Source organism: Streptomyces sp. NPDC050988 (assembly GCF_044456225.1).
Classification (GTDB): domain Bacteria; phylum Actinomycetota; class Actinomycetes; order Streptomycetales; family Streptomycetaceae; genus Streptomyces.
Genome location: NZ_JBITFQ010000003.1, coordinates 18939 through 42440, shown reverse-complemented (window position 1 = coordinate 42440; position 23502 = coordinate 18939). Strand labels below are relative to the sequence as shown.

At 71.5% G+C, this 23502-nt stretch carries 17 protein-coding genes and 2 pseudogenes; 13 read left to right on the top strand and 6 right to left on the bottom strand.

Annotated elements, in window-relative coordinates; translation table 11 throughout:
* The first annotated feature begins 62 nt into the window (after positions 1–62).
* From aspA to ACIBEI_RS08360, 4 genes are all read left to right on the top strand, one after another.
* Complete coding sequence (aspA, locus tag ACIBEI_RS08375) at positions 63–1460, top strand: aspartate ammonia-lyase (RefSeq protein ID WP_398886432.1); 1398 nt, start codon at positions 63–65, stop codon at positions 1458–1460.
* 434 nt (positions 1461–1894) lie between these two features.
* Entirely contained in the window at positions 1895–2827 is a 933-nt protein-coding gene (locus ACIBEI_RS08370) for a glutaminase (RefSeq protein ID WP_398886430.1), read from the top strand.
* 131 nt (positions 2828–2958) lie between these two features.
* Complete coding sequence (mptB, locus tag ACIBEI_RS08365; RefSeq protein ID WP_398886428.1) at positions 2959–4365, top strand: polyprenol phosphomannose-dependent alpha 1,6 mannosyltransferase MptB; 1407 nt, start codon at positions 2959–2961, stop codon at positions 4363–4365.
* Complete coding sequence (locus tag ACIBEI_RS08360) at positions 4362–5762, top strand: glycosyltransferase 87 family protein (protein WP_398886426.1); 1401 nt, start codon at positions 4362–4364, stop codon at positions 5760–5762. The genes mptB and ACIBEI_RS08360 overlap by 4 nt, the downstream gene beginning before the upstream one ends.
* A 59-nt stretch (positions 5763–5821) precedes the next feature.
* Here ACIBEI_RS08360 and ACIBEI_RS08355 read toward each other — a convergent pair.
* Both ACIBEI_RS08355 and rho read right to left on the bottom strand, forming a co-directional pair.
* A pseudogene (locus ACIBEI_RS08355) lies at positions 5822–6664 on the bottom strand (D-alanyl-D-alanine carboxypeptidase family protein); the annotation flags it as partial.
* Between the two features lie 125 nt (positions 6665–6789).
* Positions 6790–7932, bottom strand: coding sequence for a transcription termination factor Rho (rho, locus tag ACIBEI_RS08350; protein ID WP_398886424.1), 1143 nt, complete (start codon positions 7930–7932; stop codon positions 6790–6792).
* A gap of 395 nt (positions 7933–8327) precedes the next feature.
* On the opposite strand from rho, the gene ACIBEI_RS08345 reads away from it, so the two are divergent.
* From ACIBEI_RS08345 to ACIBEI_RS08325, 5 genes are all read left to right on the top strand, one after another.
* Positions 8328–9515 carry a flavin-dependent monooxygenase gene (locus ACIBEI_RS08345; RefSeq protein ID WP_398886422.1) on the top strand — a complete coding sequence of 396 codons (1188 nt, stop codon included), beginning with the start codon at positions 8328–8330 and terminating at the stop codon, positions 9513–9515.
* A gap of 113 nt (positions 9516–9628) precedes the next feature.
* The gene (locus tag ACIBEI_RS08340; protein WP_055616712.1) at positions 9629–9970 is read left to right on the top strand and encodes a YciI family protein; all 342 of its coding nucleotides are present in this window, start codon (positions 9629–9631) and stop codon (positions 9968–9970) included.
* Positions 9967–11259 (top strand): RNA polymerase sigma factor, encoded by a 1293-nt coding sequence (locus ACIBEI_RS08335; RefSeq protein WP_398886420.1) that lies wholly within the window; start codon positions 9967–9969, stop codon positions 11257–11259. Before ACIBEI_RS08340 ends, ACIBEI_RS08335 begins: the two co-directional genes overlap by 4 nt.
* A 49-nt stretch (positions 11260–11308) precedes the next feature.
* The gene (locus ACIBEI_RS08330; RefSeq protein WP_398886418.1) at positions 11309–11527 is read left to right on the top strand and encodes a hypothetical protein; all 219 of its coding nucleotides are present in this window, start codon (positions 11309–11311) and stop codon (positions 11525–11527) included.
* 3 nt (positions 11528–11530) lie between these two features.
* Positions 11531–13042 (top strand): MFS transporter, encoded by a 1512-nt coding sequence (locus ACIBEI_RS08325; RefSeq protein WP_398886416.1) that lies wholly within the window; start codon positions 11531–11533, stop codon positions 13040–13042.
* Here the strand turns inward: ACIBEI_RS08325 and ACIBEI_RS08320 are convergent.
* Positions 13003–14598, bottom strand: a complete 1596-nt coding sequence (locus tag ACIBEI_RS08320) for an alpha-amylase family glycosyl hydrolase (RefSeq protein ID WP_398886414.1) — start codon at positions 14596–14598, stop codon at positions 13003–13005. The genes ACIBEI_RS08325 and ACIBEI_RS08320 overlap by 40 nt on opposite strands.
* Positions 14599–14735: 137 nt before the next feature.
* Between ACIBEI_RS08320 and ACIBEI_RS08315 the strand changes: the two genes are divergently transcribed.
* Positions 14736–15473, top strand: coding sequence for a class I SAM-dependent methyltransferase (locus tag ACIBEI_RS08315; RefSeq protein ID WP_398886412.1), 738 nt, complete (start codon positions 14736–14738; stop codon positions 15471–15473).
* A gap of 28 nt (positions 15474–15501) precedes the next feature.
* On the opposite strand, the gene ACIBEI_RS08310 is transcribed toward ACIBEI_RS08315, so the two are convergent.
* Both ACIBEI_RS08310 and ACIBEI_RS08305 read right to left on the bottom strand, forming a co-directional pair.
* Positions 15502–16065: a hypothetical protein gene (locus ACIBEI_RS08310; RefSeq protein ID WP_398886410.1), complete on the bottom strand. Its 564-nt coding sequence runs from the start codon at positions 16063–16065 to the stop codon at positions 15502–15504.
* Between the two features lie 219 nt (positions 16066–16284).
* Positions 16285–18324: an amino acid permease gene (locus ACIBEI_RS08305; RefSeq protein ID WP_398886408.1), complete on the bottom strand. Its 2040-nt coding sequence runs from the start codon at positions 18322–18324 to the stop codon at positions 16285–16287.
* Positions 18325–18610: 286 nt separating this feature from the next.
* On the opposite strand from ACIBEI_RS08305, the gene ACIBEI_RS08300 reads away from it, so the two are divergent.
* From ACIBEI_RS08300 to corA, 3 genes and pseudogenes are all read left to right on the top strand, one after another.
* A complete protein-coding gene (locus ACIBEI_RS08300) occupies positions 18611–19024 on the top strand; it encodes a VOC family protein (RefSeq protein WP_398886406.1) in 414 nt (137 codons plus the stop codon).
* Between the two features lie 257 nt (positions 19025–19281).
* Positions 19282–19821: pseudogene (locus ACIBEI_RS08295) on the top strand (diaminopimelate decarboxylase family protein); the annotation flags it as partial.
* A gap of 143 nt (positions 19822–19964) precedes the next feature.
* Complete coding sequence (gene corA, locus ACIBEI_RS08290; protein ID WP_398886404.1) at positions 19965–21047, top strand: magnesium/cobalt transporter CorA; 1083 nt, start codon at positions 19965–19967, stop codon at positions 21045–21047.
* 213 nt (positions 21048–21260) lie between these two features.
* On the opposite strand, the gene ACIBEI_RS08285 is transcribed toward corA, so the two are convergent.
* Positions 21261–23333, bottom strand: a complete 2073-nt coding sequence (locus ACIBEI_RS08285; RefSeq protein ID WP_398886402.1) for an ATP-binding protein — start codon at positions 23331–23333, stop codon at positions 21261–21263.
* Positions 23334–23502: the final 169 nt, after the last annotated feature.

Genomic DNA, 23502 nt, shown 5'->3' with positions numbered 1-23502 from the left:
ACAACGTGCGCAGCCTCGCCCCACCCTCTCCTCTCCTCTCCAGAAGGAAGACCCGCACTGACATGACCGTCCGCAGTGAGCACGACCTGCTCGGCGACCGTGACGTCCCCGCCGAGGCGTACTGGGGGGTCCACTCCCTGCGTGCCAAGGAGAACTTCCCCATCACGGGGATGCCGATCTCCGCGTACCCGCACCTGATCGAGGCCCTCGCCGCCGTCAAGGAGGCCGCCGCCCGCGCCAACGAGGACCTCGGGCTGCTGGAACCCCGCAAGGCGGCCGCGATCGTGGCGGCCTGCCGCGAGATCCGGGAGGGGAAGCTGCACGACCAGTTCGTCGTGGACGTCATCCAGGGCGGGGCCGGCACCTCGACCAACATGAACGCCAACGAGGTGGTCGCCAACCGGGCGTTGGAACTCCTCGGCCACGCCAAGGGCGAGTACACGTTCCTGCACCCGAACGAGGACGTCAACCTCGGGCAGTCGACCAACGACGTCTACCCGACGGCTGTCAAGGTCGCCACGGTGTTCGCGGTGCGCGAGCTGCTGAAGGCGATGTCCGTGCTGCAGGACGCCTTCGCGGCCAAGGCGTTGGAGTTCCGCGACGTCCTGAAGATGGGGCGTACGCAGTTGCAGGACGCCGTGCCGATGACGCTCGGGCAGGAGTTCTCCGCGTACGCGGTGATGCTGGACGAGGACCGCAGCCGGCTCGCCGAGGCCGTCGAGCTGATCCACGAGATCAACCTGGGTGCGACGGCGATCGGCACCGGGCTCAACGCGCCCACCGGATACGCCGAGGCGGCGCGTCGGCACCTCGCGGACATCACCGGCCTGCCGCTCGTGACGGCGGCGGACCTGGTCGAGGCGACCCAGGACTGCGGCGCGTTCGTCCAGATGTCCGGGGTGCTGAAGCGGATCGCGGTCAAGCTCTCCAAGAGCTGCAACGACCTGCGGCTGCTGTCGTCAGGGCCGCGGGCCGGGTTGAACGAGATCAACCTGCCGCCTGTGCAGGCCGGTTCGAGCATCATGCCCGGCAAGGTGAATCCCGTGATTCCCGAGGTCGTCAACCAGGTCGCCTTCGAGGTGATCGGCAACGACGTGACCATCACCATGGCGGCAGAGGCCGGGCAGCTCCAGCTGAACGCGTTCGAGCCGATCATCCTGCACTCGCTGTCCGAGAGCCTGACGCATCTGCGGGCTGCCTGTATGACGCTGGCCGAGCGGTGCGTGTCCGGGATCACGGCGAACACGGAGGCGTTGCGGGTGACCGTGGAGAACTCGATCGGTCTGGTGACCGCGCTCAACCCCCACATCGGGTACTCCGCCGCGACGGACATCGCGAAGGAGGCCCTCGCGACCGGGCGCGGTGTCGCCGAGCTGGTCCTGGAGAAGGGCCTGCTCCCGGCGGACCACCTGGCGACGCTGCTCCGCCCGGAGGTTCTGGCGGGCTCCCAGCGGGGGTGAGGGGGCGGGGGGTTCATTGCCGGGTGCGGGCCGGCTGTGGCTGGTCGCGCAGTTCCTCGCGCCCCTAAAAGCCAAAAGATTGCGCAGTTCCCCGCGCCCCTGGAGGGTGGGGGCTTGCGGCCGTTCGTCGGCTGCCGGCCCGGTGAGGGCTGAGCGCGCAGTTCCCCGCGCCCCTGACGGGGCGCTGCCCCCACCGGGCGGCAGTCGCCCCCTGCCGCAAGGGGTCGTGTCGGGGTTTCCGATCGCAGCACGACCTCTGATGGGCAACCAAAAGGTGCTGGATGACACAGCTGCGATCGGATGCCCCGTCGCGGCCCCGACCCGGCAACAGACCGCTGGCGCGTCTTTTAGGGGCGCGGGGAACTGCGCGACCAGCCACACACAACCCGCACCCGTCAACGAACAACAACCACCCCACTCCACACTCCGTCACAATGGTGATCATGCGCTCGCCCCTGACCTTCCAGCCGGTCCTGAACCGCATCGCCGAAGAGATCGCGGCCGCCCCCGACCGCGGCCGCCCGGCCGACTACATCCCGGCGCTCGCGGCATGCGACCCGCACAGCTTCGGCATGGCGGTCGCGGAGCTGGACGGCACGGTGTACGGCGTCGGCGACTGGCGGAAGCCGTTCTCGGCCCAGTCCATCACCAAGGTCTTCACCCTCGCCCTGGACCTGGCCCGGGAGGGCGGCGAACTCTGGGAACACGTCGGCCGCGAACCCTCCGGCAACCCCTTCAACTCCCTCGTACAGCTGGAGTACGAGAACGGCATCCCCCGCAACCCCTTCATCAACGCGGGCGCCCTCGTCGTCACCGACCGCCTCCACACCCGGACCGGCGACGCCGCGGGCACCCTCCTCGACTTCCTGCGCGCGGAGAGCGGCAACGAACAACTCGCCATCAACAAGGACGTCGCGGCCTCCGAGGCCACCCGAGGCGACCGCAACGCCGCGCTGGGCCACTTCATGGCGTCGTACGGGAACATCGAGAACCCGGTCCCGGTCCTCCTGGACCAGTACTTCCACCAGTGCTCCATCGAGGCGTCATGCGCCGACCTCGCCCTCGCCACCGGCTTCCTCGCCCGCCACGGCATCTGCTCCGACGGCACGCGCCTGCTGCCCCAGAGCCAGGCCAAACAGGTCAACGCGATCATGCTCACCTGCGGCACGTACGACGCGGCGGGCGACTTCGCCTACCGCGTGGGGCTGCCGGGCAAGAGCGGCGTCGGCGGCGGCATCATCGCCGTCGTCCCCGGCCGCTGCACGCTCTGCGTCTGGAGCCCGGGTCTGGACGAGCGGGGCAACTCGGTCGCGGGAGTCACGGCCCTGGACCGCTTCACGACCCTCACAGGCGTGTCCGTGTTCTAGCCAGTTCGACGGGAACGTCCGCCGGCTCCGAAGGCCCGGCCGCCGTCCGGTAAGACGGCGGCCATACTGCGGCTGCCGCTCAGAGGGAGAGGCGTCGCTTTCCGGCCACCCCGCGTTGACACGCTGACTGAGTGTTGGCCAAGGGTTTCTCCGTCGATCTGCGTCGCTGTCAACTGCTCGGGCTCACGGGCTCGGTCGTCCTCGCACTGGGAGGTGAGACGGCCGGGGCGCTGCCCGTAAGGGAGTTGCCGGCCCTCGCGTCCGGACGGGCGGCGCTCGGGCTGGTCGGCGTGTACTTCGGAGTGGTGCTGCTGATAGCGGCCTGGGCGCTGCTGGGTCGGGTAATCCGAGGTCCCGAGCCACCGAGTCCCCGAGCGCTCCTCGTCGTACTCGCCGTATGGGCCACTCCGTTGCTCCTCGCGCCACCTCTCTTCAGCCGTGACGTCTACAGCTATCTCGCCCAGGGCGCGATGGTCGACGCGCATATCGACGTTTACACGCACGGCCCCGCCATACTCGGCGGACCGCTCGCGGACGAGGTCGCACCCGTGTGGCAGCGGACCGCGACACCGTACGGACCGGTCTTCCTCGCGGTCTCCTCCGCGCTGTCCGGGCTGACCCGGGGGGAGGTGCCCGCCGGGCTGTTCGGGATGCGGGTCGTGGCGCTGCTCGGCGTGGCCCTGATGGCGGCCGCGCTGCCGAGGCTGGCCAGGCACAGCGGAGCCGATCCGGCCGCCGCGCTGTGGCTCGGCGCGCTCAACCCGCTCGTGCTGCTGCACCTCGTCGCCGGAGCGCACAACGACGCCATCATGCTCGGCCTGCTGGGCGCGGGACTCGTGGCGGCACTCGGCCGGTGGCCCGTCCTGGGCGCCGTGCTCGTCACGCTCGCCGCCCTCGTCAAGGTCCCTGCCCTGCTCGGCCTCGCGGCCGTCGTGGCCCTCCAGGTGCGGGCCGGCCGCAGCATGGCGCGAGCCGTCGCCACGACCGCGGCCGCCGCGGTGGCCACCACCGTCGCCGCAACGGCCGCCGCCGGTACGGGATACGGCTGGATCGGCGCCCTGAAGACTCCCGTGTCGGCGGAGAACCTGTCGCCCACGAGCGTCCTCGGCCGTGCCACCGGTGCCCTTCTCCAAGGCCTGGGCAGCGACCTCGCTCCCTTCGCGCTGCCCGCCTGGCACGCCCTCGGCCTCGTGGCCACCGCCGTCGCCGTACTCGCCATATGGCTGTGCAGCCCCCGCCTCAGCCCGGTCTACGCACTGGGCCTCAGCCTGGCGACGGTGGCCGTGCTGGGTCCGGCCATCCGCCCCTGGTACGCGCTGTGGGGGCTGTTCCTCATCGCCGCGGCCGCGCCCAGTACGTCCGTACGCCACCGGGTCGCCGCCGTGACCGGGGGGCTCGCCCTCGCGGTCCTGCCCAGCGGCGGTCCGCCCGACGCCGAGCAGCTGGCCCTGGCGGTGTCCGGCGGGATGCTCGCGCTGGTCGTGCTCTGGCAGGCCCACCAGACGACGAACGCATCCGTTCTGGGGCGGACCGCATGAGGCTGACCAGCACAGATCGCGGGCGGCTGCTCTTCGTGCTCGCCCTCGCGACCGCCGTGGCCGTCTTCACCGCGACCGTGCCGCTTCTGAGGGACTGGTTCGACCTGCGGGTCTACCACGGGGCAGTGGACGCCTGGATCCATCACGGCGGCAGTGTCTACGACTACCGGGTGCCGGGCACGGAGTACGGATTCACGTATCCGCCGTTCGCCGCGGTCAGCATGCTGCCGATGGCGCTGCTCGCACTGCACGCCGCGATCGCCGTGGGCCTGTTGCTCAACCTCGCCGCGACGGCCTTCGTCCTGCATGTCCTGGCGGGGGAGAGGCTGCGCCGGCACGGCTGGTTCGGGCTCGCCGTCACGGTCTGTCTGCTCGCCCTGCTCGAACCGGTCCGCGACACCTTCAGCTTCGGCCAGGTCAACCTCGTGCTCCTGGCTCTCGTCCTCGGCGACGCCTGGCTGCTGTCGACGGGCCGTGCGCGCTGGGCCGGTGTCGGGATCGGGCTCGCCGCCGCGATCAAGCTGACGCCCGCGATCTTCATCGTCCTGCTGCTGCTCGCCGGACGTCGGCGAGCCGCCGGGACCGCGGTGTGCGTCGCCGCGGCCGCCACCGCGCTCGCGGCCTGGGTCATGCCCGACGCCTCCCGCTTCTACTGGACCGAGGCGGTCTGGGACACCACCCGCATCGGCCGCCTCGACTACGTCTCCAACCAGTCGCTGCAGGGCGTACTGGCCCGGCTCGCCGACCCCGCCGAACCGAGCCGCGCCGCCTGGGCGCTGGCGGCGCTGGCCGTGCTCGGCGTGTGGGTGTGGCGCGCGCGCCGGGCACTGGCCGCGGACGACCTCCTCGGCGCCTTCGCCCTCACCGGACTCGCCGCCTGTCTCCTCAGCCCGATCACCTGGGTGCATCACCTCGTGTGGCTGCTGCCGTCGCTCGCGATCCTGTTCGGGGAGGGGCTGAGGCGCAGGCGGCTGCTGTGGATCGCGGGAGGTCTGTACGCCCTGCTGTGCAGCAGTGTGGTGTGGCTGTGGTTCGACGACGCGTCCGGCATCGACGGCTTCGTGGGCAGCAACACCTATGTGTGGATCACCCTCGGCCTGCTCCTCGGGCTGCCCGTCGGTCAGGCACGAGTGAACCGCCCGCCGTGGAGGCGCAGGACGAGCGACACGGCACCCGCGCCCAGTCCGGCGGCGCCCGCGAGGGTTCCCGCCTCCGCCAGCCAGCCGACCGAGCCGGCCTCGCCCGTCATGGCCGCGGGCACTGCCGTCGGGCCCGCCGTGGACACGCGGCGCGGCGGCAGGAGTGAGCCCACCGGTTCGACACGCCCGGCGGCCCCGAATCCCCAGTCGAGCAGCGAGCGCGCCTCCTCGTACACGGTGAATCCGCCGCCCGCCTGAGGGTCCATCACCGTGACGACGAGGGTGCGCCCGCCCCGGCGCGCGGCGGCGACGAGCGTGTTGCCCGCCTGGGAGGTGTAGCCGTTCTTGACGCCGACCAGCCCCTTGTAGGGCGCGACTCCGTCGGCGCCGGTGAGCAGCCGGTTGGTGTTCTGGATCTCGAACGACCAGCCGTCGGCCGGGAACTTGGCGCGGACGGTGGCCGCGTACCGCGCGAAGTCCGCGTTGCGCAGCCCGGCCCGCCCGAAGACGGCCAGGTCGTACGCGGACGACACCTGGCCCGGCGTGTCGTACCCGTCGGGCGAGACGACCCGCGTGTCGCGGGCGCCCAGGGCCTGTGCCTTGGCCTGCATCTGGGCGGCCGTACTGCGCCAGCCGCCGTTCATCTCGGCCAGTACGTGCACGGCGTCGTTGCCGGAGTTCAGGAAGACGCCCCGCCACAGGTCGGCGGCGCTGTAGGTACGCCCCGCGGCGATTCCGACCCGGCTGCTGCCGGCGCCGACGCCCGCCAGTTCCCCTTCCGTGACGGTGTGCCGGACCGCCGCGGGCAGTACCGGCAGCACGGTCAGCGCGAAGAGGGTCTTCAACGTGCTGGCGGGCGGCAGCTTGAGATGGGCGTTGTGCGCCGCGAGTACTTCGCCGGTGCCGGCGTCGGCCACCACCCACGACCGCGCCGAGACGTCCTGCGGCACCCTGGGCGCCCCGGCCCGGGGCCGTACCTGGGTCCCGGGCCGGTCCAGTGTCGAGGGTCGCGCGGTGGCGGGTTTCGACGCGGAGACGTGGGGAGTGGCCGGGGCGGCTCCGTCGTGGGCGGCGGCCGTTTTCGGCGCGAAGGCCAGCGCGCCCACCACACAGGCGGCGGAGCAGCAGACGGCCGCACGCGAAGGAAGTCCGATTGTCATACTGCCAACCTAGGAACGCGCAGGTCACATCCCCGGCTGCCCGGGCCGGGAGGCGGCATCGAGCACCCGGATGCCGCAGCGTCCCCGGACCTGCCCGGTCCTGGGCGGGCCCGCGAGGTCCATGTCTACTGGCCCGTGGGCACGGTCGGCTGGACCTGCCGCAGGAACGTCGCGTTGTCCGGGGTCCGGCGCAGCTTGTCCAGGAGCGTCTCAAGGCCGGCCTGCGGGTCCCCGCGGGAGAGCAGGGCACGTCGCAGACCGCGTACGGCCCCCAACTCGGCTGCCGGGACGAGGAGTTCCTCGCGGCGGGTGCCGGACGGGGTGATGTCGACGGCGGGGAAGATCCGTCGGGACGCGAGGCCGCGGTCCAGGCGGAGCTCCATGTTGCCGGTGCTCTTGAGCTCCTCGAAGTAGTAGTCGTCGGCGCGGGAGCCGGTCTCCACGAGGGCGGTGGCGATGATCGTGAGCGAGCCGGCCTCCTCGGTGAGGCGCGCGGCTCCGAAGAACCGCTTGGGCCCGTGCAGCGCTGCCGCGTCGACACCGCCGCTGAGGGTGCGGCCACTGGTGGTGGCGGCGTTGTTGTGCGCCCGGCACAGCCGGGTCAGCGAGTCGAGGAGGATCACGACGTCCTGGCCGGCCTCGACCAGCCGCTTGGCGCGCTCCACGGCCAGCTCGGCGAGCGCGATGTGCTGCTTCGGAGCCTGGTCGAAGGTGGAGGCGAGCACCTCACCCCGTACGGAACGGCGCATGTCGGTGACCTCCTCGGGCCGCTCGTCGAGGAGTACCACCATCAGATGGGCCTCGGGGTGGTTGCCGGCGACGGCGGCGGCCAGCTGCTGGAGCAGCACGGTCTTGCCGGTCTTGGGCGGGGCGACGATCAGGCCGCGCTGGCCCTTGCCGATCGGCGCGACCAGGTCGATGAGGCGGGTGGTCGCACCGCCCGCCGGGTGTTCGAGCCGCAGCCGCTCACGCGGGTGCAGCGGGGTCAGGTCATGGAAGTGCGGGCGGCCGCGGAGTTCTTCCGCCGGGCGGCCGTTGACCCGCTGGATCTCGGTGAGGGCCCGCTGCCTTCCGCGTACGCCTTCGACGAGGTCCCCCTTGCGCAGTCCGTGTCGGCGGATCAGTGCGGCGGAGACCTGAAGGTCGGAGGGCCCGGGAAGCAGGCTCTGGGCGCGCAGGTGGCCCTGCCCGTTCGAGGTGATGTCGAGTACGCCGGTGGCCTGCTCCTGTGTGACGGGAGTGGGCGGGCGTTCGAGTGTGGTGGTCATGGTGGGTGTCCTTTCGCGGACGGTTCATGTGGTCATGAGGGATGGGGGAGAGGCCGGATCGGGGGCGGTATGGACACACCCCGGCTCGGCGGAGACATCACCTCTCGTGCCGCGCCGCGTACGGCGGACGGGAAGACCCGTGGCCGGACACGCCGTAGGAGTCGCACGACTCGCACGCGTTGTGCCCGTACGAGGAGAGGTGGTGCGGAGAAGCTGCTTCGCCGGTCGGAAGGGACGGGCGGTTCAGCTGGATGAGAGGTACTTCGGCACCGGCGCCCGAGAAAGGGGCGTACACAAGTGCTGATAGCACTGTAGCACTACTCCCTCCGGGGAGGGCCGGACGGCCGGATCCCATGGCGTTGACAGGGGAGATGCCTCGCGTCACGGTGGTCGGCATGGCCGATGCCGGGATCGTCGAACGCGTAAGGGAACTGCGGCCGTTGATCCGGGAGAACGCGCTTCGGGCCGAGCGGGAACGGCGCGTGCCCGACGAGGTCGTCGCCGCGCTGACCGGCACGGGCATCCACCGGATGAACGTCCCGCGCCGCTACGGCGGTTACCAGACCCCGCTGCGCACGCAGGTCGACGCCTTCGCCGAGATCGCCGTCGAATGCGGCTCCACAGCGTGGGTGACACTGAGTCAGGCGGGGGTCTCGTACATCGCGGCGCTCTTTCCCGACGAGGCGCAGGACGACTTCTTCACCGGTCCGAGCGGGCCCGACGCGAGGATCGGCGGCACGCTCGTCCCCGGCGCCACGGCGGTGCCGTACGACGGGGGCTATCGGGTGGACGGCGCCTCGGCCTTCGCGACCGGCTGTCATCACGCGGACTGGCATCTGCTGACGGCGGCGGTCACGCCCGTCGACGGTTCGCCGCCGGACGGGCCGCCCGAGATGGTCTGGGCCGCGGTGCCGATGTCCGAGCTGGAGATCCTGGACGACTGGCATGTCACAGGTCTCGCCGGTACTGGCAGCAACACCGTCGGGGCCCGGAACATTCCCGTGCCCGCACATCGCGTGCTTCCGGTCGGTCCCATGCTCGCCGGGCAGATCCCGTCCAAGGCCAACGCGGACGACCCCTTCTACCGCATGCCCGTGCTGCTGCTGTTCTGCGCCTGGGCCGCGCCGGTGGCACTGGGCCTGGCCCGGGCGGCGATGACGGAGTTCGGCGAGCGCATCCATCGGCGCGGCATCACGTACACCTTCCACGAGCGGCAGAACGAGGCCACCGTCACCCATCTCCAGGCGGCCGAGGCCGAGATGAAGATCTCCAGCGCCGAGCTGGTGGCCGCCCGGCTGACCGCCGAGATCGAGACCAAGGCGCGCGACGGCTCCCCATACACCCTCGTGGAGCGGGCCAGGATCCGTGCCGAGAGCGGCTATCTGACCCGCCTCTGCAAGGAGGCCGTTGATCTGCTCGCCTCCGCCGCCGGCGCCTCCTCGCTCCAGCGGGAGGTGCCGATGCAGCGCATCGCCCGCGACATCAACGCCCTGTCCCTGCACTCCTTCGTCAACCCGGCCACCAACCTGGAGATCTACGGCCGCGTCCTGTCGGGAGTCGACCCGGGCACCGCCTTCCTGTGACGGTGACAGCTTCGTGTCGCCCGAATAATCATGGGAATGTGTCGATCCGGCGCCGGTCCCTTCGTCGGTGGGGTGCAGGGACCAGAAACCGAGGGAATTCAGGAGGGCCGGTCATGAAGTACGTGATGTTCATCTGCACCCCCGTCGGCGGCGAGGAGCTCAGCCCCGAGGAGATCGCCGACGATCCCCGCTTCACCTCGTACATCGACGAGGTGCGCACCAGCGGTGTGGTGAAGGGCGGCGCGAGGCTGCGGCCGGCCACCGACGCCACCACCGTGCGCGTCCAGGGCGACGAAGTCCTGCTCAGCGACGGGCCGTTCGTGGAGTCCAAGGAGTATGTCGCCGGCTTCGACATCATCGAGGTCGCGGACCTCGACGAGGCCATCGCGCTGGCGTCCAGGCATCCCGCCGCGCTCGGCGGCGGTTCGGTGGAGGTGCGGCCGGTCTGGGAGTGAACGAGAACGAAGGCGCGGACGGCATCGAAGGCGCGGACGGCGTCGAGGAGGCCGTCGCCGCCGCCTTCCGCGAGGAGTGGGGCCAGGTCGTCGCCACCCTGATCAGGGTGACCGGCGACTGGGACCTCGCCGAGGAGTGCGCGCAGGACGCCTTCGCCCAGGCCCTCGACCGGTGGCGGCGTGACGGAGTACCGCGTCGCCCCGGCGCCTGGCTGACCACGACCGCGCGCAACCGCGCCATGGACGTGCTGCGCCGGGAGGCGGTGGGCGCGGCGAAACTGCGGGAGGTGGCGGTGCTGGCACGGGACGGGGGACCGTTCGACCCGCACGACCCGGACTTCGACGACGACAGCGGGGTCACGGACGACCGACTGCGGCTGCTCTTCACCTGCTGCCATCCCGCGCTGCCCATCGAGGCCCGGGTCGCCCTGACCCTGCGCACCCTCGCGGGCCTCACCACGCCCGAGATCGCCCGCGCCTTCCTCGTCCCCGAGGCGACGATGGCGCAACGCCTCGTGCGCGCCAAACGGAAGATCCGCAACGCCGGGATCCCGTACCGCGTACCGCCCGCGCATCTGCTGCCCGAGCGGACGACCGGCGTCCTGGGCGTCGTGTACCTGCTGTTCAACGAGGGGTACGCGGCCACGTCCGGCGCCGATCTCCTGCGGACGAACCTCTGCGCGGAGGCCGTCCGGCTCGCCCGGGTACTGGCCCGGCTCATGCCCGACGAGCCCGAGGTCCTCGGCCTGCTCGCACTCCTCCTGCTGCACGACGCCCGGCGGAACACCCGCGTGGACGCGGCCGGTGACCTGGTCACCCTGGAGGACCAGGACCGTACGGCCTGGGACCGGGCGGAGGCCGACGAGGGCGCCGCCCTGCTGGAGACGGCGCTGCGCCGCGGGCGGCCGGGGCCCTACCAGATCCAGGCCGCCATCGCCGCCTGCCATGTCACCGCGCCCACCGCCGACGAGACGGACTGGGCCGACATCGCCGCGCTGTACGGGGAGTTGGCACGCCACGTGCCGTCCGACGTGGTCAAGCTGAACCGCGCGGTGGCCGTCGGCATGTCCGAGAGCCCCGAGGCCGGTCTGGCGCTCGTGGCGGAGCTGGAGAAGGCGGGCGACCTGGCGGGATACCACCTGCTGCCCGCCACCCGGGCGGACCTCCTTCGGCGCTCGGGACGTATGGGGGAAGCGGCCGAGGCGTACGAGAAGGCGCTGCAGCTGGTGGAGAACGACGCCGAGCGGCGGTTTCTGGAAAAGCGGTTCGCGGAGTGTCGATCGGCGTAGGAACGGTTCGTCGGTGGGGCGAAAGCACCCGACGACACCGGAGGCTCCGATGACCGAGACCGTCCCCACCACCCCTATCGCCCCCACCACCCCCACCGCCCCCATCCGGCGCACCGACAAGCTCCTCGCGCTGCTGTCGCCGCGCCGCCGACGGCCCGTGTCCCACGTGGCGCGACCCTCGGCCGGCCACAGCCCGGGCGGCGGCCCCGACAGCGGCCCCGACGACGGCCCGGACGTCTGGCTCGCGGGCCTGCGGCTGGGGAGCTGAGCCATGGCCACCACGACACCGGAAATCCGGACCGGCACGACCCCCGGCCCCGGCCCCGGCCCCGCCCCCGATCCGCGCCGCTGGCGTGCCCTCGCCCTGCTCTGCGTGGCCGGGTTCATGGTCATCCTCGACGCACAGATCGTCGTCCTCGCGCTGCCGTCCATCGCCGAGGGACTCGGGTTCACCGCGGGCGGCGCCCAGTGGGTGATGAGCGCCTATCTGCTCAGCTTCGGCGGGCTCCTGCTCCTCGGCGGACGGATCGCCGATCTGCTGGGCCGCCGCCGCGTCTTCATGACCGGCACCCTGCTCTTCGCGCTGGCCTCGCTGCTCTGCGGGTTCGCCTGGACGGCCGTCGTGCTGGTGGCCGCCCGCGCCGTGCAGGGCGTGTCGGCCGCCGTCATGGCACCCACCGCGCTCTCCATCCTCCTGAACACCTTCGAAGAGGGCGCCGAGCGCAACAAGGCCCTCGCCCTCTGGTCCGGCAGCGGCGGCTTCGGCGCCACGGCGGCGCTGCTGATCGGCGGCCCGCTCACCGACGTCCTCGGCTGGGAGTGGGTGTTCTTCCTGAACGTGCCTGTGGCGCTGGCGCTGCTCGCCCTGAGCCCGGTACTGCTGCGTGAGAGCCGCACCGAGGCCCGGACCCGCTCGTACGATCCCGCGGGCGCCCTGGCCGTCACGGCCGCGCTCCTCGCCTGTGTCTACGCCGTCGTCGAGGCGCCCCGGGCCGGATGGCTGTCGGCGCAGACGCTGGGCCTGCTGGTCGCCTCCGCCGTACTGGCGCTGCTCTTCGTGCGTGTCGAGGCCCGGTCGAAGGCGCCTCTCGTACCGTTGCGACTGCTGCGCTCCCGTGGGGTGAGCGGCGGCAACCTCGTGGTGTTCCTGCTCGGCGGCAGCGCCTTCGGGATGTCGTACACGCTCTCCCAGTACGGGCAGGGCGTTCTCGTCTCCTCGCCCTTGCGCTTCGGCCTCTACAACGTCGTGATGCCGGTGACGGCCGTGATCGGCTCGTACGCCGGACAGGCCCTGGTCACCCGTGTCGGCCCGCGTCCCGTCGCGGTCGGCGGCCTCACGCTGGTCGGCGTGGGCAGCCTGCTGCTGGCCGGGGTGCCGGTGGACGGCGGGTTCGTGCGCGACCTGTTCCCCGGGCTGCTGGTCTTCGGGCCGGGGCTCGGTGCCTGCGCGGTCGCCGGTTCCATCGCCGCGCTGACCGGAGTGGGGGAGCGGGAGTCGGGGGTGGCCTCCGGGATCAACACCGCGGCCTTCCAGATCGGGGGTGCCTTCGGCGTCGCCGTCGTCTCCTCGGTCGCGGTGTCGTACACGAGCGGGGCGGACCGGCTCGCCGCCCTCACGACGGGCTACCGGGCCGCGTTCGTCGCGTGTGTCGTCCTCGCGGTGGCCGGGACGGCCGTCGCAGTCGTCCTCCTCGGCCGGATGCGACGGCCTGCCGGGCGCAGTCCTGCCGGACAGGGGCCGGACTACCCGCGCACGTCGAAGATCCCGAACCCGAAGCCCTGAGCCGTGACGGTGTCACCGTCGGTCCCGACACCGGATGCCTCCAGGGCTCGGCCGGGCCGGATGCCGTCGAGACGGTAACTCGCCTGCCTCTGCTGGGGGTTGACGACCACGAGATACCGTCCGCCGCGTACGTACACGAACGGGTAGCCGGCGTGCAGGACCTCCACCGAGCCGCCCGCCCCGAGTTCCGGGGTCGTCGTGCGGAGAGCGATGAGACGGCGTACGAGATGGAGGAGGGATGTGTCGTCGGCGCGCTGGGTGGCGACCGTGGGGCGGTCGGGGGCGGGATCGACCGGGAGATAGGGGTGGTCGGACGTCGAGAAGCCCGCGTTGGGGCCGTCGTCCCACTGCATGGGGGTGCGGGAACCCGCCCGGTTGTAACGCGGGCCGAGCACGCTGCCCTCGGTGTCGGGGAGGTCCGGGATGTAGCGCATACCGATCTCGTCGCCGTAGTAGATGGCGGGGAGCGTGGGCCAGGTGAGCTGGAAGGCGAAGGCCGCGGGGAGCTGTTCGGCCGTGCGGGGGCCGCAGTTGAGGCGCGAGAAGTCGTGGTTGGCGGTGGGCAGGGAGATGAAGCCGCTGTCACCCAGGGCTGACGAAGCCCGCTGCCAGGCCTCGACGAACGGGCGGGGCGAGCCCTGGCCGCTCGGGTCGAAGAAGCAGTCGAGCGGGTCCCAGGTCTCATTGACGGTGCCGGTGCCGTTGCTCCACAGCGAGCGCAGCGCCAGGCCGTCGGTGGGGCCGCCGAAGTGCAGGAAGAAGTCCGTGTGGAACCCCGCCGGGACCGACACCTCGGGCTCGCCCCACTCCGAGAGCAGCACCGCGTCCGGGTGCGTACGGTCCAGCCAGTGGCGCAGCTCCGCCCAGATCCTGCTCGTCCCGGCCTTGTCCGGGTCGTCCTTGACGAGCGAGGCGGCCATGTCGACGCGGAAGCCCGAGAGGCCGAGGCTCAGCCAGTGGTCCATGATCGTGCGCAGTGCCTCACGGTTGGCGCGCGGACCTTCCGCGTCCACCGGCTGCCGCCACGGCTCGGCCGAACTCTCGCGTGCGTAACCGAAGTTGAGAGCAGGCTGGAAGTCGAAGAAATTCGGCAGATACGCGCCCGGCCGACTGCCCGGCGAGGCCACGAAACCGTCCGGCGTGACCCCCGACCGGCCCTCCGGCGCCCAGATGTAGCGATGGTCGTCGGGATCGTTCGCCGAGGCCCTGAACCACGGGTGCTCGGCGGAGGTGTGCCCGGCGACCAGATCGAGGAGTACGCGGATGCCGCGGCGGCCCGCCCGGTCGACGAGCTTCGCCAGGTCGTCGTTGGATCCGTAGCGCGGAGCCACGTTCAGATAGTCGGCGACGTCGTACCCCGCGTCACCGAACGGCGAGACGAAGCACGGGTTCAGCCAGACCGTGTTCACCCCCAGCCAGGCCAGATGGTCGAGGCGCTCGGCGATGCCGTCGAAGTCACCGATCCCGTCGCCGTTCGAGTCCGCGAACGACTGCGGATAGATCTGGTAGAACACGGCATCGGCCAGCCAGGCGGGTGCGGGACGGAAGGAGTTCATAGGTGGAGGGTGACAGCGCGACCGAACCCCGGGAAAGTGGGCAGCGCCCCGAAGGGGCGCGGGGAACTGCGCGACAAGCCACAACGAACCCGCAGACGACCAACCGCACCCCAGTGGAACGCCTACGCTGAGCAGCCATGTTCACCCCGCAAGGCCCCACGTTCCGCGAACTCGCCGTACAGGCGCTGTCGTCCGTCGAGCACGGCTACGACCTCCTCGCACCGAAGTTCGACCACACCCCCTTCCGTACGCCGGACTCGGTACTGCGGTCCGTCGCGCGGGCACTCAGGAGGATCGGCCCGTTCCAGCGCGGACTCGACCTGTGCTGCGGCACCGGCGCGGGCATGGACGTGCTGCGGTCGGTGTGCCGGGAGCAGGTCACCGGCGTCGACATCAGCAGTGGCATGCTCGCCGTGGCCCGGGAAAGGGCGGCACATCCCGGCGGGCCGCCGGCCGCCTGGGTACGCGGTGACGCCCGCGCCCTCCCGTTCGGGCCGGCCTTCGACCTGGTGGTCAGCTTCGGGGCGTTCGGGCACTTCCTGCCCAGGGAAATGCCGGGGCTGTTCGCGCAGGTCCACTCGGTGCTCCGGCCTGGCGGACGGTTCGCCTTCCCGATCGGCGCCCCCGCCCGCCCCGGCTCACGCGGCTACTGGGCCCTGCTCGGCTTCGACGCGGCGATGCGCGTACGGAACGCCGTGTGGCGTCCACCGTTCGTCATGTACTACCGGGATTTCCGCCTCGACGACGTACGACGGGAACTCGTCCGCGCCGGTTTCTCGGTGGAGCTGTACGCCCTCCCCGAGTTCGGGCGCAGGAGTGACGGCAGCCCCCGCTGCCGGATGGTGGTGGCGACGAAGCCGGGGAGTGTGGAGTAGCCACGGCCGGCCGGGGTGCCCGTAGGGGCTACTCAAGCCCGGAGATCCGGAACACCGTCCGTGCCGTCTCCCGGTCGAGCCGTTCCGACAGGCGCCGCAGTTCCGTCGTACCGCAGACGAGTGAGCCGCCCGCCGCCGAGGCCCGCGCGCCCTCGTCCAGGAGCCGCCACAGCGCGGGGTTGGCGACCAGGATCCGGGGATCGAACTCGACGCGTCCGCCGAACTCGTCGCGCAGGACGAGTCGTTGGGCCACTCCGTCCGAGCGGCACACCGCGACGAGCCGGTCCGTGCACACGGACCGGTGCCCGAACAGGCCCTGGCACACGAACTCGCCCTCGCACGCGGACACGCGGGCGGGCAGCAGCACGGCGAACAGGACGAAGGCCAGCGTCGCCCACAGCAGGAAGCGCAACGCCGTGAGGCGTTCCGAACCCGCGTCGAACACCAGCAACAGCCCCAGCATCAGCGCGGCACAGCCCACGGCCGAGCGCGCCTCGCCCGCCCACGCGCGGTCATGGACCCAGGTGCCGTCGTCGTACGCCGGCACATCGGGGAAACGACCGGACGCGGGCCCCTCGATACGTCGAGACATGGCGGCGACGGTAGGCACGCGTGTCACGCCGTGGGAGCGACTTGATGCTTCGCTGACTCTCCGGCCGACGAAATTGACGCGTGTCGTACGGCGTCCGTCCGGAATGCAACCACCCGTCACCGTTCGCAGTTCTTCTTTCGCCGGTGCGGGGGACGCCGGTGCGGGAGGTGCCGGTGCGGAGGATGCCGGCGCGGGAGATGCCGGTGCGGGAGATGCCGGTCAGTGCCTGCTCAGGTCGTTGTCCTCGCGCGCCTTCGTGTAGGCGGGCTCACCGCGGCGGACCGAGCCCGGTGCCCGGGCGGTGGGACGGTCGGCGTGTGCCGAGGAGCTCAGCTGCCAGGGGACGCTGGTGACCATCACACCGGGCGTGAACAGCAGACGGCTCTTCAGCCAGAGGGCGGACTGGTTGTGCAGCAGGTTCTCCCACCAGTGACCGACGACGTACTCGGGGATGAACACCGCCACGACGTCCCGCGGGCTCTCGCGCCGCAGCGAGCGCACATACTCGACCACCGGCCGGGTCACCTCGCGATAGGGCGAGTCGATGACCTTGAGGGGTACGTCGATGCCGTACTCCTCCCAGCGCTCCCGCAGCGCGAGGGCCTCGTCGCGGTCCACCGACACCGTCAGCGCCTCCAGCCGGTCGGGCCGCAGGGCACGCGCGTAGGACAGTGCCCGCAGGGTCGGTTTGTGCAGTGTCGAGACGAGCACGATGCCCAACACCCTTGAGGGCGGGACGAGTTCCTCGCGCGGGTCCGTCACGGCGAGCTCCGCGGAGGTGGCGTCGTAGTGCCGGCGGATGCCCCGCATCATCACCCACAGCACGATCGCGGCGAGCACCGCCAGCCACGCGCCCTCCAGGAACTTCGTGGCGAGCACGATCACCAGGACGAGGCCGGTCACCACAGCGCCCAGCGCGTTGATCACGCGCGCCGAGTGGTGCCGTCGGCGCGGCGCCGGGTCGGTCGTGGCCCGCAGCTCGCCGTTCCAGTGCCGGACCATGCCCGTCTGCGACAGCGTGAACGAGGTGAACACGCCCAGGATGTAGAGGTGGATGAGGTTCGTGACGTTCGCCCGGAAGCCCCACAGCAGCAGACCGGCGACGACCGCGAGCGCCAGGATCCCGTTGGAGAAGGCGAGCCGGTCGCCGCGGTTGTGCAGCTGACGCGGCAGATAGCGGTGCTGGGCGAGGATCGAGGAGAGCAGCGGGAAGCCGTTGAACGCGGTGTTCGCGGCGAGGACCAGCACCAGCGCGGTGGCCGCCTGGATGAAGTAGAAGCCGACACTGTTCTCGCCGCCGAACACGGCGGCCGCGATCTGTGCGATGACCGTGCGCTGCGTGTGGTCGTCGCAGTCGCCGTCCAGGCCGGTGAGCCGGCAGGAGTCGTCGGTGATGTGCACCTTGGAGACGATCGCGAGCGTGGTGACACCGACGAACATGACGACGGCGATGGCCCCCATCGCCACCATCGTCGCCGCCGCGTTCTGCGACTTGGGCTTGCGGAACGCCGGTACGCCGTTGGAGATCGCCTCCACACCCGTCAGCGCCGTACAGCCGGACGAGAACGCGCGCAGGACCAGCATCAGCAGCGCGAGCCCGGCGAGGTTCGCGTCCGCGGGCTCCGGTGTCACGCCGTACTTCGCGCTCTCGGCGACCGGCGCGTCACCGAGCAGATAGCGGACCAGACCGGTCCCGACCATGATCAGTACGCCGCCGATGAACAGGTACGTCGGCGCCGCGAAGGCGTTCCCGGACTCCCGGGTGCCGCGCAGGTTCATGGCGGTCAGGACCGCCACGAAGGCCAGCGCCAACGGGACGCGGTAGTCGGCCAGTTGGGGGATCGCCGAGATGATGTTGTCGACCCCCGAGGCGACGGAGACGGCCACCGTCATCACGTAGTCGACGAGCAGCGAGGCCGCCACCACCAGACCGGCCGACGGGCCGAGATTCGTGGAGACCACCTCGTACGACCCACCGCCGCTCGGGTAGGCGTACACCACCTGGCGGTACGAGAGCACCACCACTGTCATCAGCGACACGACCGCCACCGCGATCCACGGCGTGAAGTGCAGATACGCCAGCCCGCCGAGGGTGAGCACGAGGAGGATCTCCTGCGTCGCGTACGCCACCGACGACAGCGGGTCGGAGGCGAAGATCGGCAGGGCGAGCCGTTTGGGCAGCAGCGTCCCCTGGAGCTCTTCACTGCGCCTGGCCCGGCCGATCAGCAGGCGTTTCAGCAGACCCGTCACGTTGAACACGGCGCGAGCGTAAGCGCGGGAGCGGTCCGAAGCCGATGAGCCCTGCCCGGCAGGGCGTCAGGACGGCGTCAGGTTCGGTGAGATCGCTACGGATGGCGTAAGAGCCGGGCCGGGACCGTGCCTGTCGATCGCCCCGGCGGCCCCCTGGCCGGGAGCGCCCTGCGCGGCGGGACCCCCGACGGTTCACCTGTCCTTCGTACGAGCCCATCAGCCACGACGGGCCGTTGTCAGTGGGCCGCGCTAGTCTGCGCAGATCTGATTGTTTGGCCCGATCTGGGAGGTTTTCATGGCCTCGCGCCTCAATCCGTACATCAGCTTCGACGGCGACGCCCGGCAGGCGTTGGAGTTCTACAAGGAGGTCCTCGGCGGCACACTGGCGCTCAACACCTTCGGGGAGTCCGGTATGGCGGACAGCCCCCACGCGGACAAGATCATGCACGGCATGCTGGAGACCCCGAGCGGGTTCACGCTGATGGGCGCCGACACCCCGCCGGGCATGAAGTACACCCCGGGCGGCAACTTCTCGGTGAGCCTCAGCGGTGATGACGAAGCCGAACTGCGTGGCTACTGGGAGAAGCTGTCCGCCGACGGCACGGTGGCCGTCCCCCTCGAGAAGCAGATGTGGGGCGACGTGTTCGGCATGTGTACGGACCGGTTCGGCATCCCCTGGATGGTCAACATCAGCGAGACACAGGCCTGAGCCGGCCACCCGCGGGAAACCGGGCCCGGAGGCCCGTCCCAGGTCCCGCCGACCGACGGTCGGCGGGACCTCGCTGTATCCGCGTATCCGCCGTCGCGGCCGCCACCGGCGCCGGCCGGCCCGTGGAGCAGGGACGAGGGCCTGGCTCCGGGGCTCTTCGCGTCAGCGCCCCTTCAGTCCACGGCGGTCCTCGCGTCAGCGTCCCGTCAGTCCGTGGCGGTTCTCCGTCAGCATCCCGTCATGAAGCGCGCCGGTGGCCGGGGGAGGAGGCACTCGACCTCACCACGCTGGCCCGCAAGGTGCGCGCCGGACTTGTCGAGAGGTGCGCGGACGCCGGGCTGCCAGTGCCGCGGCTGCTGATCGAGCCCGGGCGCGCCATCGCCGGACCGGCGGGCCTCGCGCTCTATCACGTGCTCGCGGTGAAGCGGACCGCCGACCACACCTTCGTGGCCGTGGACGGCGGGATGAGCGACAACCCGCGCCCCGCGCTCTACGGAGTGCGGTACGCGCCCCGGCTGATCGGACGCCACTCCACCGCGGAGCCTGCCCCGGTCACGGTGGTCGGCCGGCACTGCGAGGCGGGCGACATCCTCGCCTCGGACGTGCGGCTGCCCGGTGACGTACACCCGGGGGACCTGCTGGCCGCGCCGGTGGCCGGTGCGTACCACCTCTCCATGGCCTCGGGCTACAACCTGGTCGGACGCCCGCCCGTGGTCGCCGTCGACCGCGGTCACGCCCGGCTCCTCGTCCGCCGAGAGTCGCTGGAGGACATCCGCAGCAGGGACGTCGGCCTGTAGGCGAGGACCCACCTCCGGGCGGGTGACGGCCTGTCCCCGCCCGGAGGTGTTCTGCCCGGTCAGCGGCCCGGTGACCCATACGCGGAGCGAACGGAATTCGGTGGCACACTGACCCGGTCACCGAAGGAGACCGCCCCGTGCCCATGATCAGCAACCTGAGCAGAGCGGTGCGCCGCGCCTACCGCCGCACCGTGGACCTCAGCCATCCCGCCCGTTCCCCGCTCGGCAGCGCGGTGGTGAACTGCGTGGTCTACCGCGAGGGTGGACGGCAGCCCGGCGACTGGGCACCGGCCGAGGCCATCCGGCGGGCCCGCAAGGGCAGGGGCGGCTTCGTCTGGATCGGACTGCACGAGCCCACGGACGAGGAGTTCGCGGGCCTCGCCAAGCTCTTCGGCCTCCATCCGCTGGCCGTCGAGGACGCCGTGCACGCCCATCAGCGGCCGAAGGTGGAGCGGTACGACGAGACGCTGTTCGCCGTCTTCAAGACCGTGCGCTATGTCGAGCACGAGCAGCTCACCGCGACGAGCGAGGTGGTGGACACCGGCGAGCTGATGGTCTTCATCGGCCGCGACTTCGTGATCACCATCCGGCATGGCAGCCACGGCTCCCTCGGCCCGCTCCGCGAAGCCCTGGAGAGCCTGCCTGAGCAGCTCGTGAAGGGGCCCTCCGCCGTCCTGCACGCCATCGCGGACCATGTGGTCGACGACTACCTGGAAGTCACGGACGCCGTACAGAACGACATAGAGGCTGTCGAGACCGCCGTCTTCGCCGAGCACACCGCACGCGGCGACGCCGGCCAGATCTACCAGCTCAAGCGGGAACTCCTGGAGCTCAAACGGGCCGTCGTCCCGTTGGCCCGCCCCCTGCAGATCCTCGCCCACGAGCCGCCAGCGGCCCTCTCCCGGGACATCCAGCCGTACTTCCGCGACGTCGCCGACCATCTCGCCCGCGTCACCGAGCAGATCAATGCCTTCGACGGGCTGCTCGACTCGATCCTCCAGGCCCACCTCGCGCAGGTCACGGTCGCCCAGAACGAGGACATGCGCAAGATCACGGCCTGGGCCGCGATCGTCGCCGTCCCCACCATGATCTGCGGTCTCTACGGCATGAACTTCGACCACATGCCCGAACTGCGCTGGACGTACGGCTACCCCCTGGTCCTCGGCGTCATCGTGACCCTCTGCCTTGTCATCCACCGGGGCTTCAGGCGCAACGGCTGGCTCTGAGCCGAGGACGGCCGCCCCCGGCCGGAGGGATAGGGGACAGGGGAGGTCCGGCAATACGGGACAGGGGATGGTCCCTGGTACGCCTGCCGCCCCGCGCCTGCCATCCGCCGCACGACTCACGCCTGCCATCCGTCACGCGACCCGCGCCTGCCATCCGTCACGCGACCCGCGCCTGCCATCCGTCACGCGACCGCCGTCGCGGACCGGTGTCGCTCAGAGATCCGGTTCGTCGAGTACGCCGTCCAGCGCGAGCCGGATGGCCGCCTCCGGGCTCAACTCCCGTCCCTCGCGCACCGCTTCGGCGAAGACGGGGTCGCCGAGGGCCTTGCGGAGGTGGCGTGCGTACTCCCGGCGGAAGACGGTCGTGCCGGTGTCGCCGAGCTGGGGAAGGCCGGCCGCGTGCCAGAGGCGGGTGCCCGCGCCCAGGAGGCGGGCGGCGCGTTCGGGCTCGCCGCGGGAGGCCTCCGCGGCGACCAGGAGGTCGGCGACGGCCGCGGCGCCGAGCCGGTCGTGGACGCGCCACTTTGCGGCCAGCGCCTCGCGTGCGGAGACCAGCGCGTCCTCCGGCCGCCCGAGCCCGATCCCGGCGAGGGCGACGAAGAAGTCGCCCCAGGCCCGCATCCACAGCTCACCGCGCTTCGCGCAGTCGGCGCGCAGCCGCTCGGCCACCGCCGCACACCGCTCGAACGCGCCCTGGCCCGCCAGGAGATACGCCTGCAGTGCCAGCGTGAGGAGCTGGAAGAACTCCGCTCCGCCTCCGCCGCCAGGACCCTTCGCACTGCTGCCGTACAGCAGCGCGGACCGTGCCGACTCACCGCGCACCGCGAGGCTCGCCCCGGTCAACGGCAGTGCGGGCACGGGCAGTCGGCGCTCCTCGGCGAGCCACACGTACGCCGCGCTCACCGACTCGGCGGCGTCCAGGTCGTCCGGCACGACGGTGACCAGGCGGTGTGCCCAGATCGCCAGGGTGTGCTCGGGACCGCCGCCGCCCGCCCGCCGCAGCGCGCGCTCCAGATGGCCGCGTCCCTCCTCGGCGAAGCCGCACGCGAACCAGAAGTACCAGAGCGTGCCCGCGAGTTCGAGTGCCGTCTCGGGCTCTGGCGCCGCCAGGCACTCCTCCAGCGCGACCCGCAGGTTGGCGTGCTCCACACTCAGCCGCTCGGCCCACATCCGCTGGCCCGGGCCGAGCCACTCGGCCTGGCCCTGGCGCGCGATCCAGCGGAAGTAGTCACGATGACGGCCGCGTACGGTGTCCTGCTCGCCGAGTCCTTCGAGCCACTCGGCGCCGAAGGTACGGACCGTGTCGAGCATGCGGTAGCGCCCGGCGACACCGTCGCCCTCGCGCGTCACGATCGACTTCTCGGTGAGCGACGCGAGCAGCGCCAGGATCTCCTCGGCGTCCAACGGGCCACCGTGGCACACGAATTCGGCGGCCTCCACGTCCCAGCCGCCCGCGAACACCGAGAGGCGGGCCCACAGCAGCCGTTCCAGCGGAGTGCACAGCTCATGACTCCAGCCGATCGCCGTACGCAGCGTCTGGTGGCGGGCGAGCCGCGGCCGGGCGGGGGAGACGAGCAGGTCGAACCGGGAGTCCAGGCCGGACAGGAGCCGGTCGAGGGCGAAGCCGCGCAGCCGCACCGCCGCCAGTTCCAGGGCCAGCGGAATCCCGTCGAGGCGGGCGCAGACCGCCGCCACGTCCGCCCGGTTGGCATCGGTCAGCGCGAACGACGGCACGGCGGCCGCGGCGCGGGCCGCGAACAGCGCCACCGCGTCGTCGCGTTCGCCGAGCGGCAGCGGCGTCACGGACAGCAGATGCTCGCCGGCCACGCCCAGTGGCTGACGGCTGGTGGCCAGAATCCGTAACTCCGGTACGTGCGCGAGGAGTTCCTGGACGACTCGCGCGCACTCGTCCAGTACGTGATCGCAGGTGTCCAGGACCAGCAGCAGCGGCCCGTCGTCCAGGTGCTCGTAGACGGCCTCCAGGAGCGGGCGCAGGGTCTGCTCGGTCAGCCGGGTCGCCTCGGCGAGGGCGTTCGTGAGGAGGTCGGGGTTCTTGAGGTCGGACAGTTCCACCAGCCACACCCCGCCGGGGAAGGCGGCCCGCACGGTGTGCGCGGCCCGCAGCGCCAGCCGTGACTTGCCGACACCACCGGGGCCGGTGAGGGTGACGAGCCGCTCGGCCCCCAACAGGGCCGATATTTCGGCCAGTTCGGATGTGCGGCCGATGAACGCGTTGGACTCGGCGGGGAGATTGCCGGTTCTGCCGTTGCGCACCGAGGCCGCCATCGCTCCCCCTCAACCGACCGATGGCGGTCACCCTAACGCCCGGGAACGCCCGTGTCCGACCCCTGTCCCGGTGACCGGTATTCGGGCCCTCGCCCTCACGCCGAGGCCGCATTGGGCGTAGCGTGGATGCGTCCCGGCACGCCGAGTGGTGACCTTGGGAGGTGCGGGG

Coding starts and splice junctions, on each gene's coding strand:
- ACIBEI_RS08315 (WP_398886412.1), top strand. CDS start 14,736: ATGTTCACCCCGCAAGGCCCCACGTTCCGCGAACTCGCCGTACAGGCG.
- ACIBEI_RS08320 (WP_398886414.1), bottom strand. CDS start 14,598: ATGAACTCCTTCCGTCCCGCACCCGCCTGGCTGGCCGATGCCGTGTTC.
- ACIBEI_RS08340 (WP_055616712.1), top strand. CDS start 9,629: ATGAAGTACGTGATGTTCATCTGCACCCCCGTCGGCGGCGAGGAGCTC.
- rho (WP_398886424.1), bottom strand. CDS start 7,932: ATGACCACCACACTCGAACGCCCGCCCACTCCCGTCACACAGGAGCAG.
- corA (WP_398886404.1), top strand. CDS start 19,965: ATGATCAGCAACCTGAGCAGAGCGGTGCGCCGCGCCTACCGCCGCACC.
- aspA (WP_398886432.1), top strand. CDS start 63: ATGACCGTCCGCAGTGAGCACGACCTGCTCGGCGACCGTGACGTCCCC.
- ACIBEI_RS08285 (WP_398886402.1), bottom strand. CDS start 23,333: ATGGCGGCCTCGGTGCGCAACGGCAGAACCGGCAATCTCCCCGCCGAG.
- ACIBEI_RS08345 (WP_398886422.1), top strand. CDS start 8,328: ATGGCCGATGCCGGGATCGTCGAACGCGTAAGGGAACTGCGGCCGTTG.
- ACIBEI_RS08330 (WP_398886418.1), top strand. CDS start 11,309: ATGACCGAGACCGTCCCCACCACCCCTATCGCCCCCACCACCCCCACC.
- ACIBEI_RS08300 (WP_398886406.1), top strand. CDS start 18,611: ATGGCCTCGCGCCTCAATCCGTACATCAGCTTCGACGGCGACGCCCGG.
- ACIBEI_RS08325 (WP_398886416.1), top strand. CDS start 11,531: ATGGCCACCACGACACCGGAAATCCGGACCGGCACGACCCCCGGCCCC.
- ACIBEI_RS08370 (WP_398886430.1), top strand. CDS start 1,895: ATGGTGATCATGCGCTCGCCCCTGACCTTCCAGCCGGTCCTGAACCGC.
- ACIBEI_RS08310 (WP_398886410.1), bottom strand. CDS start 16,065: ATGTCTCGACGTATCGAGGGGCCCGCGTCCGGTCGTTTCCCCGATGTG.
- ACIBEI_RS08360 (WP_398886426.1), top strand. CDS start 4,362: ATGAGGCTGACCAGCACAGATCGCGGGCGGCTGCTCTTCGTGCTCGCC.